This window comes from Kitasatospora sp. NPDC034023 (assembly GCF_055575795.1).
In genome coordinates this window covers 1-17156 of the sequence record NZ_JBVIRY010000075.1, presented here as the reverse complement: position 1 = coordinate 17156, position 17156 = coordinate 1, and the positions used below count along the sequence as shown (strand labels likewise).

16 protein-coding genes and 2 pseudogenes are annotated in these 17156 nt (G+C 70.0%); 7 read left to right on the top strand and 11 right to left on the bottom strand.

Annotated features, from left to right (window positions below; translation table 11 throughout):
* Positions 1-94 precede the first annotated feature (94 nt).
* The 5 genes from ACZ52R_RS42455 to ACZ52R_RS42435 form a co-directional block, all read right to left on the bottom strand.
* Positions 95-808 carry a tetratricopeptide repeat protein gene (locus ACZ52R_RS42455; RefSeq protein ID WP_465755482.1) on the bottom strand — a complete coding sequence of 238 codons (714 nt, stop codon included), beginning with the start codon at positions 806-808 and terminating at the stop codon, positions 95-97.
* Positions 805-1221, bottom strand: coding sequence for a hypothetical protein (locus ACZ52R_RS42450; RefSeq protein WP_465664708.1), 417 nt, complete (start codon positions 1219-1221; stop codon positions 805-807). Before ACZ52R_RS42450 ends, ACZ52R_RS42455 begins: the two co-directional genes overlap by 4 nt.
* A 652-nt stretch (positions 1222-1873) precedes the next feature.
* Positions 1874-2047, bottom strand: coding sequence for a hypothetical protein (locus ACZ52R_RS42445; RefSeq protein WP_465664709.1), 174 nt, complete (start codon positions 2045-2047; stop codon positions 1874-1876).
* 510 nt (positions 2048-2557) lie between these two features.
* Positions 2558-2722 carry a hypothetical protein gene (locus ACZ52R_RS42440; RefSeq protein ID WP_465625108.1) on the bottom strand — a complete coding sequence of 55 codons (165 nt, stop codon included), beginning with the start codon at positions 2720-2722 and terminating at the stop codon, positions 2558-2560.
* 54 nt (positions 2723-2776) lie between these two features.
* Entirely contained in the window at positions 2777-3067 is a 291-nt protein-coding gene (locus tag ACZ52R_RS42435) for a hypothetical protein (RefSeq protein WP_465625106.1), read from the bottom strand.
* 207 nt (positions 3068-3274) lie between these two features.
* Between ACZ52R_RS42435 and ACZ52R_RS42430 the strand changes: the two genes are divergently transcribed.
* A complete protein-coding gene (locus ACZ52R_RS42430; protein ID WP_465755481.1) occupies positions 3275-4816 on the top strand; it encodes a hypothetical protein in 1542 nt (513 codons plus the stop codon).
* Positions 4817-5114: 298 nt separating this feature from the next.
* Here ACZ52R_RS42430 and ACZ52R_RS42425 read toward each other — a convergent pair whose 3' ends face one another.
* Positions 5115-5759, bottom strand: coding sequence for a dihydrofolate reductase family protein (locus ACZ52R_RS42425; RefSeq protein WP_465625102.1), 645 nt, complete (start codon positions 5757-5759; stop codon positions 5115-5117).
* Between the two features lie 154 nt (positions 5760-5913).
* Positions 5914-6405, bottom strand: coding sequence for an ImmA/IrrE family metallo-endopeptidase (locus ACZ52R_RS42420; protein ID WP_465625212.1), 492 nt, complete (start codon positions 6403-6405; stop codon positions 5914-5916).
* Between the two features lie 96 nt (positions 6406-6501).
* On the opposite strand from ACZ52R_RS42420, the gene ACZ52R_RS42415 reads away from it, so the two are divergent.
* Complete coding sequence (locus ACZ52R_RS42415) at positions 6502-7119, top strand: replication-relaxation family protein (protein WP_465755480.1); 618 nt, start codon at positions 6502-6504, stop codon at positions 7117-7119.
* A 670-nt stretch (positions 7120-7789) separates the two neighbouring features.
* On the opposite strand, the gene pspAA is transcribed toward ACZ52R_RS42415, so the two are convergent.
* A complete protein-coding gene (gene pspAA, locus ACZ52R_RS42410; RefSeq protein ID WP_465625198.1) occupies positions 7790-8068 on the bottom strand; it encodes a PspA-associated protein PspAA in 279 nt (92 codons plus the stop codon).
* 765 nt (positions 8069-8833) lie between these two features.
* Here pspAA and ACZ52R_RS42405 point away from each other — a divergent pair.
* From ACZ52R_RS42405 to ACZ52R_RS42385, 5 genes and pseudogenes are all read left to right on the top strand, one after another.
* Complete coding sequence (locus ACZ52R_RS42405) at positions 8834-9589, top strand: hypothetical protein (RefSeq protein ID WP_465755479.1); 756 nt, start codon at positions 8834-8836, stop codon at positions 9587-9589.
* Positions 9590-9677: 88 nt separating this feature from the next.
* Positions 9678-10799, top strand: a complete 1122-nt coding sequence (locus ACZ52R_RS42400; RefSeq protein ID WP_465755483.1) for an IS630 family transposase — start codon at positions 9678-9680, stop codon at positions 10797-10799.
* 24 nt (positions 10800-10823) lie between these two features.
* Positions 10824-11126: a hypothetical protein gene (locus ACZ52R_RS42395; protein WP_465664712.1), complete on the top strand. Its 303-nt coding sequence runs from the start codon at positions 10824-10826 to the stop codon at positions 11124-11126.
* Between the two features lie 170 nt (positions 11127-11296).
* A pseudogene (locus ACZ52R_RS42390) lies at positions 11297-12497 on the top strand (ISAzo13 family transposase); the annotation flags it as partial.
* A 99-nt stretch (positions 12498-12596) separates the two neighbouring features.
* Positions 12597-12986 carry a hypothetical protein gene (locus tag ACZ52R_RS42385; RefSeq protein WP_465755484.1) on the top strand — a complete coding sequence of 130 codons (390 nt, stop codon included), beginning with the start codon at positions 12597-12599 and terminating at the stop codon, positions 12984-12986.
* A 201-nt stretch (positions 12987-13187) separates the two neighbouring features.
* On the opposite strand, the gene ACZ52R_RS42380 is transcribed toward ACZ52R_RS42385, so the two are convergent.
* From ACZ52R_RS42380 to ACZ52R_RS42370, 3 genes and pseudogenes are all read right to left on the bottom strand, one after another.
* Positions 13188-13808, bottom strand: a complete 621-nt coding sequence (locus tag ACZ52R_RS42380; RefSeq protein ID WP_465755478.1) for a hypothetical protein — start codon at positions 13806-13808, stop codon at positions 13188-13190.
* A gap of 69 nt (positions 13809-13877) precedes the next feature.
* On the bottom strand, positions 13878-16016 hold the full coding sequence (locus ACZ52R_RS42375) for a SpoIIE family protein phosphatase (protein WP_465755477.1): 2139 nt from the start codon (positions 16014-16016) through the stop codon (positions 13878-13880).
* Positions 16017-16849: 833 nt separating this feature from the next.
* Positions 16850-17050 (bottom strand): annotated as a pseudogene (locus ACZ52R_RS42370) (DNA-3-methyladenine glycosylase I); the annotation flags it as partial.
* Positions 17051-17156: the final 106 nt, after the last annotated feature.

The following is a 17156-nucleotide window of genomic DNA, read 5'->3' as shown; positions in this document are numbered from 1 at the left end:
CAACATCACCTACCCCCCGGCCAACACGTCAGTTCATCGAACGATCACACGAACGAGCGATCCCCAACCGTGAGTAAAGGGACTTAACGTCCTCTTAGCCCGATGAACTGAACCGCCACCAGGGACGTTTTTGCTCGCTAGCCTGGTCCTGGGTCCGCTTCTCGGCCCGTGCTACCTGGCGCCGCGCCGACTTCAGATTCGATGTGAGCGGGTAGACGTGGTCGCCATCGCGTTCTCCGATCTCGATCGCGTGCTCCAGGTAGGGAATCGCCTCGTCGTATCGCCCGAGGGTGTAGAGGAGCTGTGCGACGTCCTTCACGGAGCTCTCGCTGCCCGCCTCGGCAGCCTTCCGGAACCAGTCGAGGGCCTCCTCGAACTCCTCTCGACAGTCTGACTTCCGTGCCCCGGCAAGTTCCCGGAACTCGGCCTGCCGCCGGATCAGGATGCCCATGTTCGCGCAGGCAGTCGGATCCCCGAGATTGGCGAGCGCATGCGTCCACTCGCGCGCTTTGGCCTCACGCTGCGTCAGCTTGTACAGCATCACTAGGAGCCTCATCGACTCTTCGTGGCCCGCTTCGGCCGCGCTGACCAGCGGGAACTCTGCCTCGCTCCATTCGCGGGCGTCGTACTTGACCTTGCCGTACCGGAAGCAGCTCTCGACGTCGTTCGACGCTACTGATCCCGGGCCGTAGTTGTGCTGTGTGACCTGGTTGTTCTGAACGCCGGCGCCCTGGTTGAACACGATGCCGCCGCGATCGGCCGCTGCGTCCTGGTGAATCTCGTGGCCCTCTTCACCGCGTGCGCTCACCTGCCGTGCACCTCATTGTGCTGAGAGCCTGACCCCTGGTTGAACACGATGCTGCCGCCGCTCGCGTTCACGGTCTGGACGACCTGGGCGCTCTCTTGCCCGCCGTGCTCTGCGCAGTCCCTGAGGATCGTGCGAAGGTCGTCAACGAGGCTGGGGTCCTGGGTGAGTGCTCGTCGGATCCTGCTGCGCCACTCTGCGGCGATCTCGTCACGCGTTTCGCCGGATTCAGTGTCCTCCACCAGACGCTGGCGCGATTCCTCGAGCTCCTCGACGACGGCGGAGGGATCGTCCGAGCGCCGCGACAGCAGCCTGGCGAACCGGTCACGGACGCCGGACCAGAGGTCACCCATCATTACACTGACAAGGGTTTGAGCGGCTGGCGTGATCAGCTGCGCGATATCGAGTTCGGCCATGTACTGCCCCTGTGTTTCGGACCGGCGGATGACTGTCTACGTGGCCATAGAGGCCTGATGCACAATCAGAAACCTATCGGGCTCCGACGGGTGGTGTAGCGGGAATGCGCGAGTTGAACGGTCCGCTGTTCACGGCCTTAAAGCCTGCATGCGCCCGCACCGAGCTGGACGACTCCGGCCCGTTGCGGGCGGGCCGCTGCTGCTCCTGGTGGTGACCGGCACGTCCGGCGCTGACCACCCGCACGATGTTCACGGGAACGGAAGTCGCGGGCAGGTGCGGCGCGGCATAGTGCGTGCGTGACTGCGACTCCCGCCCGCCTGGACCTGCCCGCACGCCGACGCCGCCATGCCCGGCTGATCGCCGCCCTGACTGCAACGGTCGGGGCCTGCGCTTCGGCGGCGCAGGCGCTGTACCAGCCAGTCGCCGACGCCCCGCCCGGGCAGGAGGCGGTCGTGGTGGACCCTCTGCCGGTCGTCTACCTCGGCCACACGGCGGCCCCGCTGCTGGAGGCGGCCCGGGTCGAGGACGAGGCCCGGGGGCCGGCCGCCGTCGCGCGGGAGCGGGCCGGACGCCTTGCCGCCAGGCCCGTTGGCTCCGCAGCGGCACGGGACGGCCGGCGGCAGACCACCTGCGGCTCCGCTCCGCCTCCTTCTACAGCTCCGTCCACCCGCACGCTCGCCCGCCCCGGCCGCCGAGCGGGTGCCAGATCGGTGCGGCCGGTCCGCACTGGACCAGGTCCTCGATCCGGGCGACGCCGGCCGGGACGGCGGCCAGCATCGCGGCGACGGCCGGGTTCTCCTCGGCGGCCAGTCGCAGGTCCGCCACCGCCGAACGCGCCGCGGAGGCCGCCGTGCCGGCCAGGACCACCAGTAGCCGCGGGAAGGAGCGCCAGCGCCGCTCCCATGCCCGACCTGAACCGTCCTCGCCGGGTCTGCTCCCAGACCCGGGCGCAGGCCGCCGGCTGCGCCGCGGTCTGTTCGTCGCCGGTGCCGGGGCGGTGGCGTTCGATGAACGCCCGCAGGCGGTGCCGGTCGTCGCCTCGGCCTGTGGTGTAGGCGAGGTGGGCGGTGGGCCGGTACACCCCGCCCTCGCCGGCGGGCAGTTCCGGGTGGGGGAGGAGGTCGAGTGGGCCGCAGGCCTCGCCGTGGGTGCGGGCGTCGGTGACGAAGGCGGCGTGGATCCGGCCGACGTCCAGCAGGTGCTCGCGTCCGTGCCGCACCGTCGGCTTCTCCGAGCCGGACACCGGGGAGGTCGGGCGCAGGGCTTCGGGGAAGGTGACGGCGGAGCCGGCCGCGGTGAGGTGCCAGGCCTTCGCCCGGCCGGCCTGCGGCAGGGTCACGAACTCGGCCAGGCCCTCGGCTGGAGCCGGGCCATGCGCTTCTGGGTCTGCTTGATCCCGGCTGCGCCGCCGTGCAGCTGGTGGAGCTGCTCGGCGGTCGCCAGCGCGAAGCGGTGGAGCGTCACCAGGACGTCGTGGTCGGTCTCCAGATCCCCGTACACGAAAGTGCTCCTTCATCCCGCCGTTGTGAACCGCACCGCTCGCCCGAAGACGGATCAGGACCTGGCGCGGCGGGACGGGCCGCCGGCCCGGCGCCGTCGGCGCTTCGTGGGGGGCGGGGTGTGGGGTCGCCGGGTGGTGCCATCGGTGGCGATCAGGACACGAGTCCAGTCGGTGATCAGCTCGACCAGTTTCTGGACACGTGCGGGCCCCGTGCTGTTGAAGGAGAGCACGAGCAGGGATGGCGCGCTGGCCAGCAGCACGACAAGCAGCAGCATCGCGCTCGCCAGGATGGTGGTCGTGCGAGCGGGCCCGAACAGGGCTCGCGACAGGGACACGGGCAGCATGAACATTCCTCCCGGAAACGTGCTCGGTGAACGTCCCGGCGCTGACCGGCGGGACGTTCACCGAGCCTGGGTGCCAGAGGGGCGGTTGCGGAAGGGGAACCGCTCCGGAGACATTCGGTGTACCCAAGTAGGCTGCTGCGCCAGCGGGTTGCCGACCGGGAACCCGGGTTCGTGGCCTGGCCCGGGCCACCGATGGGGAGGAACGCGGTGCAACCGGAAAACCACAGTAGCGACGTCCAGGGAGAGGAACCGGCCGGAAGCGAAATCGTCGCGACGCCGCATGCCAAAGCGCAGCGGGCCCTGAACACGCACATCGAGCAGATGCTGCAACAGGCCGGCATGAAAACGCGCTCCGAGTTCAACAAGAGGCACGGGATCCCCAAGTCCACCGCGTCCCGCTACGCCAACGGCGGGCGCACCTGGCCGTGGCGGTTCATGGAACTCCTGATGACCGATGTGGAGAAAGCCGCCGGCGGACCGCTGACGTTCGACGTCCGCGAAATCACCCTCAGCCTGTACGGCGCCGTGATGGAGGTGAGCAACAACGCCGAGTTACGCGAGATCTTCGACCTGGTGAGACAAGGCCTGGGCAAAGACGCCGCGCTGTCCCACGCCTACTACGAGATCTGGATATTGAAAAGCCATCTCGAGCGGCTGCACCGGTCCGGGCAGACGACGCCGACCGCAGCCCACCAACGACTGCGCACCGCGGAACTGGTGGCCGAGCGTCTCGGGGCCGAACGGCACCTGATCCGGGCACAGGCCGCGCAGGCAGAGCAACTGCTGCCTCGAGAACTCAGGTTTCTCGACGACCCTGACCTGCGGGTTCCCGCCCGGGAACAGGTGCCTCCGTGGTGGCCGCAGCCCGTGCCGGCCACCCCCACGGCACGGTTCCCCCAGCACGAAACGGGCCGCACCACCTGGCCCGGGTCCGCGACGGCTTCCAGGCGGGCTCCGTGGATCCTGATCGGCGTGCTGCTCGGCCTGCTCGGCGCGGCGGGAATCTGGATCACCCTGCTTCTTCACGGCATGGGTACGCCCAGTACCGTTCAGGCCGCCCCACCTACCGGACAGCCGGCTCCCTCCGGCCTCGCCACCACCGCCCCGCAGCCAGCCGTGACCACCCCGGCAACCCCGACCGGCAACCCGACCCCGTCCCTGCCCTTGTCCCAGCCCCCGGCCGCTTCGCAAGCCGATGCACCGGGATGGACAGCCCGGTACCGGGACTCGACCATCAACGTTCCGCCGCCAGAGGGGATGTGTCAGCAAGCCATCATGGACTTCAATCCGGCTCGCGGGGCCGCGTTGGACCCGGATGACGTCATGAGTGTCGTGAACTCCCCGGCGGACCTGACGATCCGGCAGCCCTGCTACACCCTCAATTCGGTCACCATGGTCTACCCGAACCTCAAGGCCTGGGGAACGTCCTCGGCGCAGGAACCCGGTCCGGACCAGTGCCGCGACAACGCCATGCGCCAGGGAATGCCCAACCCCGCGCCGCTCAGCAAAGTCACCGTCGGCTCCGCCTACTGCGCGATCACCGCGAAGGACTCGGTGGCGTGGTTCAAAGTCATAGCCAAGCCCGGCAGCGACCAGCAGGGGATGACCGTTACCGCCACCTGTGGACCCGGAACACCTGACCGTTACTCGGTTCCGCATACAGGACCGAGTAACGGTCAACTCCGCGACCTCCGAAGCACCCGTGCCTGGGGCCGAGAGCAGGCGGGGCCCGCGCCGACGGGAAGCTGACCGACCAGCAGACCGCGCTCCTGGACGCGCTCACGCGCCATGCCGAGACCGTGATGGGCTGACCCGCCCCGCAACCAGCAGCTGACCTGACCCGCGGGGCCGCGTTTTGTGAGCTTCAAGCAGCAGCCGTTTGTCCATCGGTTTGAGCGTCGATGGGCGGTCCGCGGGGCCGTGAATGCGTGAGAAACGACGTCGCTTCGTGGGATGGCCGCCGCCCGTGAGGGCGGCGGCCATCGAGGCGGGGCCTGCAGGTGTCAGCTTGGCCAGCCGTTTCAGCCGACCCGAGTGGGTCCTCGCGTCACCTTCGCCAGAACAGGTGGTGCGTCACGCCGCTCGGGCTGGGCACGACCTCCAGGTGGAACCGGTCGAGCAGCTCGTCGGGGCACTCCCAGAGGCGTAGTCCGGACCCGAGTTTCACCGGTGAGACCGCCACGTGCATGGTGTCGACGAGGTCGGCGTCGAGGAACTGTCGGATGGTGGTGACACCGCCGCCGAGTCGGACGTCCTGGCCCTGTGCCGCTTCCCGCGCCTGTTCGAGGACCGCGGCCGGGGCGCCGTCGACGAAGTGGAAGGTGGTGTCGGAGAGCGTGAACGACGGACGCGTGTGGTGGGTCATGACGAACACCGGCGTGCGGAACGGGGGCTCCTCCCCCCACCAGCCGCGCCACTCATGGTCCTGCCAGGGCCCGCGCTGGGGCCCGAACTTGTTGCGGCCCATGATCTCGGCACCGATGTTGTGTGCGAAGTCTCGCGTGAAGTAGTCGTCGAGGCCCCGGCTTCCCCCAGGGTCGGTGCGCATGGGCCAGCTCGCCGTGGCTCCGGCCCAGGCGAACAGCCTCTCGGGATGGTCGTGGCCGAACGGACTCTCAAGACTCTGGTGCTCACCGGCACCGATTCCGTCACTCGAGACGTTGAAGTTCATGACTCTCAGCAGTTGATCCACGTGGTTCCTCGTCGGGTTGTCGCGTCACCGTGCGGCGAGCCGCCGCACATCATGACGTCGAACGGGACGCGACCGGATCGACAGCGGCCCACAACTTTTTTTCCAAGGCGCGTCAAGAAGCAGCCCTGCTGCTCGGCGGCTCAAAGACGGGTTCTCAGCTGGCGGGCTGGTGTCCCGGTTCGCCCAGCGCGAGAGCGGTCTGCTCGGCGGCTTCTCGCAGTCCTCGGTGGTGGAGGAGGGCGATGGCCCTGGGCAGCAGAAGGCTGTTCTCCGGGGCCGCGTGCGGATTGGTGTTGACGGCGTTGTACGTGAGGTGCCGGAGGCCATGGCGAAACGGCCATTCCGGGATCAGGTCCAGGTCGTGGAGGCGGCGCAGGAGTGCTGTGGCGGGGACGCCCCAGGTGTCCTTGGCGAGGGCGATGCGCTCGGGTGTGGCGTTGCGGAGCATCGCGGCCAGGACGGCGGTGCGGGGCATCAGGAAGGCGGCGGCGAACCGGGCGGCTCGACCACTGCGCTGCGCGCCGACGTCCTCGGCGCGCTCGGCGTCCTCAAGGTCGCCACTGCCGACCAGCTCCAGCGCCTGCTGCGTCCTGGCGCGGCGTCGAACAAGGCGGTTCGGCAGGCGCTGGGCGATCTCGCGCTGCACGGCCTGGTCGCCTCGGACGGCAACACCAGGGACCGGCACAAGGCCTGACGGCTCGAAGGCGCTGCCGGGCTGGACGCGGCCGCTGCGGTGCTCGGGATGGTCCGCTCGGAGATGGGTGGCACCGCCCGGGGCGCCGGGCGCTCCGGTGCCCAGTACGCGATGGCCGTCAACGAGACGATCGCCGCGTTCGTGCGCGGCGGCAGCGCGTCCGGGGCCGCGGGCGGGGTGGGCACCGTGCGGTCCTGGTCGACCGAGACCGAGTTCCTGCTGCCGGGCGGGCGGCGCAAGGTGCGTCCTGACGGTGTGTGGCAGGCCCCGGAGATCGGGGTGCCGGTCCTCATGGTCGAGGTCGACCGCTCCACCATGGCCCCGGCCGACGTCGCCGCGAAGTTCTCCCGGTACCGCGAGCTGTTCCGCACCAAGATCCGCGACAACGACCCGGCCCTCGCCGAGAAAGAGCCGGCCGACCGGACGGTGCACTGGTGGCGTCGCGCCTACCCCGGCACCCACACCCGACCGCGACACCCGCCCGTCGCGCTGGTCGTCACCGACGCCGGGGCGGTCGCGCTGGCCAACCGCCAGGAAGCGGCGCCGACCTATCGGTGGAGACGTGGGGCGGCCGGTGGCGCAGGGAGGTCCGCGACTACAACGAGGACGGCTGGCGCGAGTACGACGACGCCGTGCCCATCATCGCCACCACCCTCGAGCTGCTGACCGAGCACGGCCCGCTCGGGCCGGTGTGGTGGCGCTACGGCCGCGCCGGACGGCACTCCCTGCTCGACGCGCTGGAGAACCCGAACAACCGCGCCGCCTACGACCAGCGCCAGAAGGCCCGGGAGAAGAAGGCCCGCCAGGAGCACCGCGATCTGATGCGGACCCTGGCCTGCGTGGACTGCGGCGACGTCCCCGAAGAGGAGAGCACCTATGAGTACGGGGGCGGCCAGTGGACCCGCCGACCCGGCGGCCGCTGCCGGCCCTGCCACCAGGAACACACCGAGGGGCTGGAACGGGAGGCCGAAGAGCAGCTGGAAGCCGCCCGAGCCGCGAACGCGTTGCTGCGCCCGTGTTGGACGTGCCGGGGCTCGATCGGCGGGAAGGAAGGCTCGGTGCTGGAGCTGGGGAGGAGGCTGGACCGGATCGGCTGGAGTGCCCGCAGTGCGAGCGGGACCGCGCCGAGAAGGATCCGGGTCGGCTGGTGCTGCCCGCTCCGACCAAGCGCGAGCAGGTCGCCGCGCTGGTTTCCGCCCCTGATGATCCGTGGGGTGGGAGGTGCGGGTGCTCCACGCGAAGCTCTACCCGCCCAGGGATCGCAGGGTGTGACGTGCGGTGTTGGGGGTGGGCTCGGCCCTCGAGTGGCGCGTTCGGGGGCCGAGCAGGGTGGGGTTCAGCCGGGGATGAGGCCGTCGTCGCTGAGCATCTGGCGGACTTCGTCGAGGCTGGCGTCGGGTGCGGGGAGGATCAGTTCGGAGGGTTCGAGGGCGTCGTCGGGCAGGGGGGTGCCCAGGCGGCGGACGGCGTCCAGGAGGGTTCCCAGGGCCTTCCGGAACCCCTCTTCGTCGCCGCTTTCCATCTCTTCCAGGAGCTCGTCGTCGAGCTGGTTGAGCTCGGGGAAGTGGCTGTCGGCGAGCTTGAATTGGCCTTCGCCCATGATGCGCGTGATCACGCTGGTCTCCCGTCTCTGAGTGGTGTTCCCGCCAGGGTGGCGGAGCACTGCCTCATCCCATCGCTCTTCCACTGGTGTGGCTGCCGTGTTCGCGCGTGGCGGACCCTCTTCACCCATACGAGCCGGAGGGTGTGACCTGTTGGTGGTTGTGGGGGTGGTGGGCTTGAATCGCGGGTTGTCTGGTCCTTTGGTTGGGCCTGTTGGGGGTGGTGGTGGGGGTTGGTGGGGATGGGGTGTGGTGACTGTGTGTGGTGGTGGGTGGGGTCGGGGGTGGTGTGGGGGTGCTCGGCGGGTTGATGGGTGTTTCGCCCGGTGATCGGGCGTGGATTTCTCGTCTTTGGTTTTGCTGGTGGGTTTTCCGGTGGTGTTCTGAATTCGGGTTGGAATGGCCGGGTGTGGGGTGGTGGTGGGGGTCGGTGTTCGGTTTCTGCCGGTCATTGGGCTGGGCTGGGCTGGGCCGGGTCGGTAGCGGTCGGGGCGCCGGGGTGGTCGTCGCCGTCGCTCGCCGCTGTCCGGGGGCCGCTCGTCGACGCCCTGCTCGGTGTCGTCGGTGTCCTGCTCGCCGCCGTCCTGGCCGCCTGGCCCCGGTCCGGCTCGGTGCCGTCCTCGCCGGGCCGGTCAGGGTGCCTCGCGCGTGTCATCAAGCGTGGTGGCGGTCGGTCGTCCGGCCGCCGTCCTCGCCCCTGCCACACCCCGCCGTCCGGGCCGCCCTCCGGGCGAAAACCCTGCGGGTCGGAGCGGGTAAGTGTGCCAGGATCGCCTGCCGTGGAGACTTGGGATGAACTGACTGTCACCGAGCAGGTGCTGGTCCGGCGCGCTGTCGCCGACCTTTCCCCGCGCGGCAGCGCGCGGCACGTCACGGCCGTGCTGCGCTGGGCGGGCTCGCCGGAGGAGCAGCCGCAGCGGGTGCCGGAGCTGGCGCAGGCGGTGCTCCGGTTGGTCGCGGGCGGGTGGTTGACGGTGCGCCGGGCCCTCGATACCAGGTTCGTCCAGAAGGACAGCCCGGAGGTGACGGGCACGGAACTGGAGCAGCTGGTCGCCGACCCGCAGACGTGGGTGTGGCCGTGGGACGAGTGGTCCGGTTTGCCGGCCCTTTCCCTGCGGGCGACCGATGAGGGGCACCGCCGCTGGGAGGCCCGGGCGTATGCTCCGGACGCCCAGCCCACCATCCATCAGGTGGACCTGACGGAGGACGAGGAGCGGGTCTGGGTGTGTGCGATGGAAGCGAGCGGCTGGCTGACCGGACCGTTCGGGATCCTCGCCGATCTGCCGTCCGGGCTGGAGGGCGAGGAGCTGCGGGCGTACGTGGCGGCGGACCTCGCCCCGCTGGTCCGGCTCGTCCGCGAGGGAGCGATCGAGGTGCTGCACGTCGCGGAGCCCGCCGCCGAGGGCATCGTCGTCCCGCTGGAGGACTTGCTGGACGCCTTCAGTGACCGGGAGTTGCGCTGCGACGACCGCGACGACTGGGGCGTCGGGTTCACCTGCATCCTGATCCAGTCGCTGGCGAACGCGCTCCGCTAGTGCTCTGACCGCATAGGTTCGCCGGGTTGGCGGTGGCACCGTCCGGACCGGTTGGATGTGGGGGACATCCGAGATTCGGGGAGGCATGGTGGCGGAGCCGGTCAAGGTTCGGAGACTGACCGACCAGGAGGGCCAGCAGTTACAGCGGATTGTGCGGCGCGGCAGTACGAGTTCGGTGCGCTACCGGCGGGCGATGATGCTCCTGGCGTCGGCCGGCGGGAACCGCGTGCCGGTCATCGCCCAGCTGGTAGCGGCCGACGAGGACACGGTGCGCGATGTCATCCATCGCTTCAACGAGATCGGTCTGGCCTGCCTGGACCCTCGCTGGGCGGGAGGCCGTCCCCGCCTGCTCAGTCCTGACGACGAGGACTTCGTCGTCCAGACGGCCACCACCCGCCCGGCCAAGCTCGGGCAGCCCTTCACCCGCTGGTCGATCCGCGAGCTCGCCGCCTACCTGCGCAAGGTCCACGGCCGGGTGATCCGCATCGGCCGTGAGGCCCTGCGCTGCCTGCTCGCCCGACGCGGCGTCACCTTCCAGCGCACCAAGACGTGGAAGGAGTCCACCGACCCAGACCGGGACGCCAAGCTCGACCGGATCGAGCACATCCTGGAACGCTTCCCCGATCGCACGTTCGCGTTCGACGAGTTCGGCCCCCTCGGTATCCGCCCCACCGCAGGCTCCTGCCGGGCCAACGAGGGTCGGCCCGACCGCCTTCCGGCGACTTACCACCGCACCCACGGCGTGACCTACTTTCACGGCTGCTACTCGATAGGCGATGACACCTTGTGGGGCGTCAACCGCCGTCGCAAAGGCACCATCAACAGTCTCGCCGCGCTCCGATCGATCCGGGCTGCCCGCCCGGACGGTGCCCCGGTCTACGTGATCCTGGACAACCTGTCCGCCCACAACGGCAAGAAGATCCGCTGCTGGGCCCGCAACAACAACGTCCACCTGTGCTTCACCCCGACCAATGCCTCCTGGGCGAACCCGATCGAGGCGCATTTCGGACCGCTGCGGCAGTTCACGCTGGCGAACTCGAACCACCCCAACCACACCGTCCAGACCCGCGCGCTGCACGCCTACCTCCGTTGGCGCAACGCCAACGCCCGCCACCCCGACGTTCTCACCGCCCAGCGCCGCGAACGTGCCCGCATCCGCAGCGAGAAGGGCATGCGCTGGGGCGGACGAGCACTGGCTACCGCTGCCTGACCAGTTGCCGCCGATACTTCCTCCATGGGAAGCAGCAGGAAGCCGTACTGGCGCACGTTCGGGACTCCGAAGACCCTCGTGCTCTACCGCACGCCAGACCGGTGGCGGTTCGCCATCTACTTCGAAGCACCTGGCGGCACCGCCGACGGCGCTCTCGATCATCCCGCGCCCTCATGCGAGCCCGAGACGGCACAGGCTGCACTCCACCGCAGGGCCGAAGAGCTGACCCACCGACAGCTGGAAGTCTCGTGGCAGCCCACCGATCGACCGGACTGGTGGACCGGAGTTATCACCAAGGTCGGACCAGTCTCCGATGTCGATCGCTGAGCCGCCCTCGACAAGCACGCAGCAACCCGGTGAACCTATGCGGTCACAGCACTATGCGCCGCCGCATCCCGTATTTCACGGCGGAGCGGATCCTTCAGGGAGCCGTCAACTAACTACTGCCTGATTCGGCCCTGCTCCGGCCTGTGACGTGGTAGATGGATTCCGTGGGGATGACGGAAGTAACTCTGGCAGCACTGGATGCGAAGTTGGCGGCGATGCTGCCGCACCTGGACGAGCGGCAGCGCCGCTTGTATCTGGCTTCCGAGGCCGAGGCGCTGGGCCATGGCGGAGTCGCGGCGGTGGCCCGGCTGGCAGAAGTGTCCGAGTCGACCATTGCGCGGGGACGCGACGAGCTCGCCGGCGGTGCGCCGGTGCTGGGACGGGTTCGCCGCCCCGGCGGCGGACGCAGGCCGGCCGCCGTGACCCTGGCCTGGTGCCGGCACTCGAGGCCCTGATCGAGCCGCAGGAGATCGGCGACCCGGTCTCCCCACTGCGTTGGACCACAGCCTCGTTGCGTGACCTGGCACGGGAGTTGACCACTGCGGGCCATCCGGTCAGCGCCACGGCCGTGGGCAAGCTGCTGCGCTCGATGGGCTTCAGCCTCCAGGGCATGGTCAAGACTCGTGCTGGGAGCCAAGTCCCTGACCGTGACGCCCAGTTCCGGCACATCAACACCAGGGTCGAGGAGTTCCTGACTCAGGGCTTGCCGGTGGTGAGCGTGGACGCGAAGAAGAAGGAGCCGATCGGCGACTTCGCCCGGGCGGGCCGCACCTACCGCCCCAAGGGCCGGCCGATCACCGCCCCGGACCACGACTTCCTGGACCCGGACACCCTGATAGCCATTCCCTACGGCGCCTACGACCTGGGACGTGACATCGGCTGGGTCAACGTGGGCGCCGACCGCAACACCGCGGCCTTCGCGGTGGAGTCCCTGCGCCGCTGGTGGAATCGCCAGGGGCGCCTCGACTACCCCGGCGCCACCCGCCTGCTGGTCACCGCCGACTCCGGAGGAGCGAACTCGGCGGACTCCCACCTGTTCAAGACAGATCTGGCAGCCTTCGCCGACGAGTGCGGGCTGAGCGTCACGGTCATGCACTTTCCGCCGGCGACTTCGAAATGGAACAAGGTCGAACACCGGCTGTTCTCCCGGATCACCCACAGCCTGCGCGGTCAGCCGCTGACCAGCTACGAAGTGCTGCTGCAGACCATCTCGGCCACCCGCACCAGCACCGGGCTGACCTCCAGGCCGTCCTCGATGAGAACGCCTACCCCACCGGTCGGACGCTCACCAAAGCCGAGCGCACGGCGATCCTGCAGCGTGTCGAACGCGACGACTTCCACGGGGAGTGGAACTACACCCTCGCCCCACACGACCCCCAACAGGCACCGTCAGTCGAGCCGGAGCAGGCGAAGGCACCCTCGATCCCGGCCGAGGCCACCTTTCTGCTCACGCATCCGGCCCTGACCGGCATGTCCCGCGAGCAGTTCGACCGGCTCGTGGAGGAACTCGAGCCCTTCCGCCGGGTGCTGGCCGAGGCCGAGCGCGAGAAGAGGAAGGGCATCAACCGGCGCGGATACAACCCCGGGGTCGGCTTCCTCGACCACCGCCACCGCGTGCTGGTCGCCGTCCTGCACCACCGCAACACCGTCACCTTGACCCTGGCCGCCCAACTGCTCGGCCGAGTACCCACGAGCCTGAACTACCACGCACACCGCACCAGGCCACTGCTCGCCTTCGCCGCCCCGGACATCGCCGCAGCCCTCGCCCCTCCCCGGCGGACCCGCCCACCCCGCACGATCGAGGCCCTCCAGAACGCGATCACTGACCACGAGAGCAACATCAAATCAGGCAGTAGTTAGTTGACGGCTCCCAGGTCCCTACCTGCTGGTCGCCACTCCCGCGGAGATCGCGGACGCCGGTGCTGGCACGCTGGGAGTGCTGCGGCATCTCCTATGCCTGCGTTCAGGAGCGCGACATGGCAGCGTTCGCTCCGATCATCGAGCTGCTGGCCGACTGCCGAGATTTCCAGGAGAGGCCGGCGCGGCGGCCGTCAGTGATGATCAATCGACCAGCTGACGGCCCTGCTCGAAGAAGGCCAGCACGCCGTCCACGCCGCCGAGCTCGCGGACCGTGGCCACCGCGCCGAACGGCGCGTTCCAGTACTTCCCCTGCTGCCGGGTGTGCGGGCCGACGTAGGCATACGGCTCAGCCTGGAAGTCGTCGCCCTGGGAGACCCCGTAGTTGACCGCGGCCACGGTCACGCCGATGTCGGGGTGCTCGGGCCAGATGACCGGATCCGCCCCGGGAAACATCCGGCGCAGTGCGGCGTCGCCGACCGCGAAGCCTTGCGCGATCCAGTGCGCCGGCTGCGGATCGGCTTCGATCACGTCCTCGGGGCCGACACCGGATCCGCCCTGGTACAGCCCCGCGGGTGCACCGACCGTGACCCCGATCGCAGCCGCCAGCGCGGCGCAGGTGGTCCGTTCCAGGAAGAGGCGCTGTCCGGACGCCACCAGATCCGCACCGACGACCTGCATGTTCGGCTCGGCTCTGGTGGCGAAACCTCCGAGGGAGGCGCGCAGCCTGATCGTGCCACTGGTTCGGAACTGCGGTCCGGCCAGGACCAGCTCCGCGACCGCGTGCAAGGCGCGGCGGGTGCGTACAAGCGATTCGATGTCCATGACGGCATGCTCTCCCACCGCAGCGAGCGGCTCCCGTGCCGGCGCGTTCCCCACCGCTCACACGCCGAATCACACGCCGAACGCCTTCGGTGCGACCGGAGCGGCAGACCCTGATCCGACTGGACCCGGCGCCGAGTCGACCTCGGCGATGAGCAGGGCCACGTCGTCATCGTCGTCGTCCGCCCGCCGCAGGGCGGTCAGCAGACGGTCGCAGGTTGCTTCCAGCGGGAGCCTGGGCCCGCGGAGCAGGCCGATGAGGGCATCGAGGCGCGTGTCGATGGCCTGGTCACGGGTCTCCACCAGGCCATCGGTGTACAGCAGCAGCCGGTCACCGGGCGCCAGCTCCACGCAGGCGGACTGGAACGGGACGCCTCCGACGCCCAGCGGCGCGCCCGGGGGCAGCTCCAGCAGCACCGGGGCCCGCCCGGGGCGGTCCAGCACGGGGGGCGGATGGCCGGCCAGCGCGATGCGGCACCGCCTGTGGTGCGGGTCGTAGACGGCATAGACGCAGGTGACGGTGGTCTCGTCGAGTTCGACGGTGACGCGGTCGAGGTGGTGCAGCACCTGAGCGGGGGCGAGGTCGAGGTCGGCCAGAGTGCGGGTGGCGGTGCGCAGCTGGCCCATCCTGGCGGCGGCGTTGATGTCATGGCCCATCACGTCGCCGACGACCAGGGCGGTCTTGTCGCCGGCCAGCGTGATGGCGTCGAACCAGTCGCCGCCGGCCAGCGCGGCGCGTCCCGCGGGCTGGTACCGGGAGGCGACCTGGAGACCGACGGGCCGCGTGGGCACGTGCGGCAGCAGGTGGCGCTGCAGGGTCAGTGCCGTGTTGCGTTGACTCTGGTACCAGCGGGCGTTGTCGATGCACACGGCGGCGCGGGCGGCAAGCTCCTCGGCCAGCACGATGTCGTCCTCGCCGAACGGCAGCGGATCGTGCACGCGCTTGAGGTCCAGGGCGCCGAGCTCTTCGCCGCGGGCGATCAGCGGCACCGCCAGGTAGGAGTGCAGGCCTGCTCGGGCCAGCACGGCCGCGGCCTCGCCGTCTCGGGCGATGCCAGGCAGGTCCTCGCCCGTCACGCGGGCCACGAGCACTGGACGGCCGGTGGTCACGCACCGGGTGACCAGGCGGTCGGCGTCGTACTTGGCGATCTCCCCGACCGGATCGGCGGCGCGCAAGGCGTCGGAGGGGTAGGCCGCCGCCACGGCCAGGGCCCGCAGGGTCACCGGCCCCGCGACCGGCCCGTGTGCGGGCGGGCGTCCGCACAGGACCGAGTCGAGAACGTCGACCGCGGCGACGTCGGCGAGATCGGGAATGACGAAGTCGGCCAGTTCCTGGGCGGTCCGGCCGAGGTCGAGGGTGGTGCCGATCCTTATGGACGCCTGGGCGATCAGTGCCAGTCTCTGGCGGGCGCGGGCGGCCTCGGCGGCCGCGCGGTGCTGCTCGGTGACGTCCACCACCGAGACGGCCAGGCCCATCACCCGCCCGGCTGAGTCCTCCAGCCGGAAGTACGACGCTCGCCAGGCGTGGTCGCTGTCCGGATCGGCACGCGTGCGGCCGACCGTCAACTGATCCACCAGCGGCTTCCCGCTTGCCAGTACCCGGCGCATCGCGGACTCGACGACCCCGGTGTCGAGGAACGGCAGCGCGTCGCGGACATCGCGACCGAGGTGCTGCTCGGCCGGCAGGCCGTTGATGCGCTCCAGTGTCGGGTTGACCAGGACGTACCTCAAGTCGGTGTCCAGCACCGCCACCCCGATCGGGGACTGGGCCACCAGCCGCGCCGACAGGGCCAGATCGCGCTCGACGCCACGTAGCGTGGCCTCGTCGGTGGCGATCCCCAAGGCATAGAGGCGGCCGCGCTCGTCCTGCAACCGCATGTTGCGGAACTCCACCAGCCGGGTGCTGCCGTCCTTGTGCCGCACCGGGAACACCCCCGCCCAACGCCCGCCGCCACCCATCACCTCGGCGAACAGCTCGAGAATCAGACCCCGGTTCTCTTCGGCGACCAGCAGCTTGGCCGCGTACCGGCCAAGCGCCTCCTCGGCCCTCCAGCCGAAGAGATCCTGAGCCTGCGGGCTCCACAGGACGACCCGCCCATCCGCGTCCAACACCGATGCGGCCACACCCAGCAGGTCCAGCAGGCCACCGGGCTCGGACGCCGCAGCCCGCACCCTGCCGACCAGGGGCTGGCCCGCATCGGAGGCGCTCATTCCCGGCCTTCCTTCCGCCCGCCCGATACTGGCGGCCTCGTCCGATCCGGCCCCGTCGCTCGACCTCGCCTTCCGTCTCGGTGCCCTCTATCGTCTCTCCGCGCAGGCCCGCTGGACAGCTCAGGCAGCCCCGCCCGCCAGCAGGTGCACGATTTCCCTCATCAATGACGGGCGTGATCTCGGCTTCTCCCGCAGCCGCTTGCGGACACCGCCCGCTACATTCTGTCCCCGTCGGCGACCGCACAACGGCCGCCAGGCGGAGCGCTCTGCACGGCCCCGCGGGCGTAGGGAGCTCACCATCCGACCCTGCGGCGCCTCGCGTGCGCAGGGACGACGCCAACGAGCCAAGCCGCCGCCCACGAGCTCCATCTGCATGAACAGGAGGGACCCGCGGTTCAAGGCACGTCAGGGCTGATCGACCGAGTGGTTGGGCCGCGGGCAAGCCCCCAGACCCCCGTGGCCCTCGGTCGGCAACAGCCCCGCCTCTGCCCTGCGGCACCGCTTCGCCCTGATAGCTGGCTTCGCGTCGCTGCCGGCGTTGGCTGCAACGCTGGTCGGCCCTGTCCTGGGCGCGGTGCCCGCACCCCTGCTGCCCCTGGCACTTGCGCTGACTCTGCTGGTGGGTGCCGCGGCGTTCGCCACGAAGCTGCTCGGCACCTACTTCGGCCCGGTGGGCGTCCCCTTGGCCACACTCTCGCTCCTCACGGTCGCCAACTCGACGAGCGGGGCTACTACCGGGGTCGACCTGCGCCCGAGCGCCACGGATGCCGTCTCGGGCCCCCTGCCCCACTGGCGTCGGCCGCGTGGCCGTCGCTCTTGACGGAGGCAGGCTTTCACTCGCTCCGATGCGCGGGTTGGTAGTCAGCTGCGCGGAAGCAGCCGTGGAGATGGTCGTTGATCACACCCACGTTCTGCATGAACGCGTACACGCTCGTCGGGCCGACGAAGCGGTACCCCTGGGCCTTCAACTGCCTGGCGAGGTCCTCCGCCTGCGGCGTCGATGTAGGCAGCTCGGCGTAGGACCGGGGAGCCCGCTTGCGGGTCCTCTCAGAGGACGTTAAGTCCCTTTACTCACGGTTGGGGATCGCTCGTTCGTGTGATCGTTCGATGAACTGACGTGTTGGCCGGGGGGTAGGTGAT

What these genes read in the sequence shown, in the direction of transcription:
- ACZ52R_RS42380 (WP_465755478.1), bottom strand. Translation starts at nt 13,808, where the DNA reads ATGGACATCGAATCGCTTGTACGCACCCGCCGCGCCTTGCACGCGGTC.
- ACZ52R_RS42450 (WP_465664708.1), bottom strand. Translation starts at nt 1,221, where the DNA reads ATGGCCGAACTCGATATCGCGCAGCTGATCACGCCAGCCGCTCAAACC.
- ACZ52R_RS42415 (WP_465755480.1), top strand. Translation starts at nt 6,502, where the DNA reads ATGGTCCGCTCGGAGATGGGTGGCACCGCCCGGGGCGCCGGGCGCTCC.
- ACZ52R_RS42395 (WP_465664712.1), top strand. Translation starts at nt 10,824, where the DNA reads ATGGGAAGCAGCAGGAAGCCGTACTGGCGCACGTTCGGGACTCCGAAG.
- ACZ52R_RS42385 (WP_465755484.1), top strand. Translation starts at nt 12,597, where the DNA reads ATGTCCCGCGAGCAGTTCGACCGGCTCGTGGAGGAACTCGAGCCCTTC.
- ACZ52R_RS42435 (WP_465625106.1), bottom strand. Translation starts at nt 3,067, where the DNA reads ATGCTGCCCGTGTCCCTGTCGCGAGCCCTGTTCGGGCCCGCTCGCACG.
- ACZ52R_RS42375 (WP_465755477.1), bottom strand. Translation starts at nt 16,016, where the DNA reads ATGAGCGCCTCCGATGCGGGCCAGCCCCTGGTCGGCAGGGTGCGGGCT.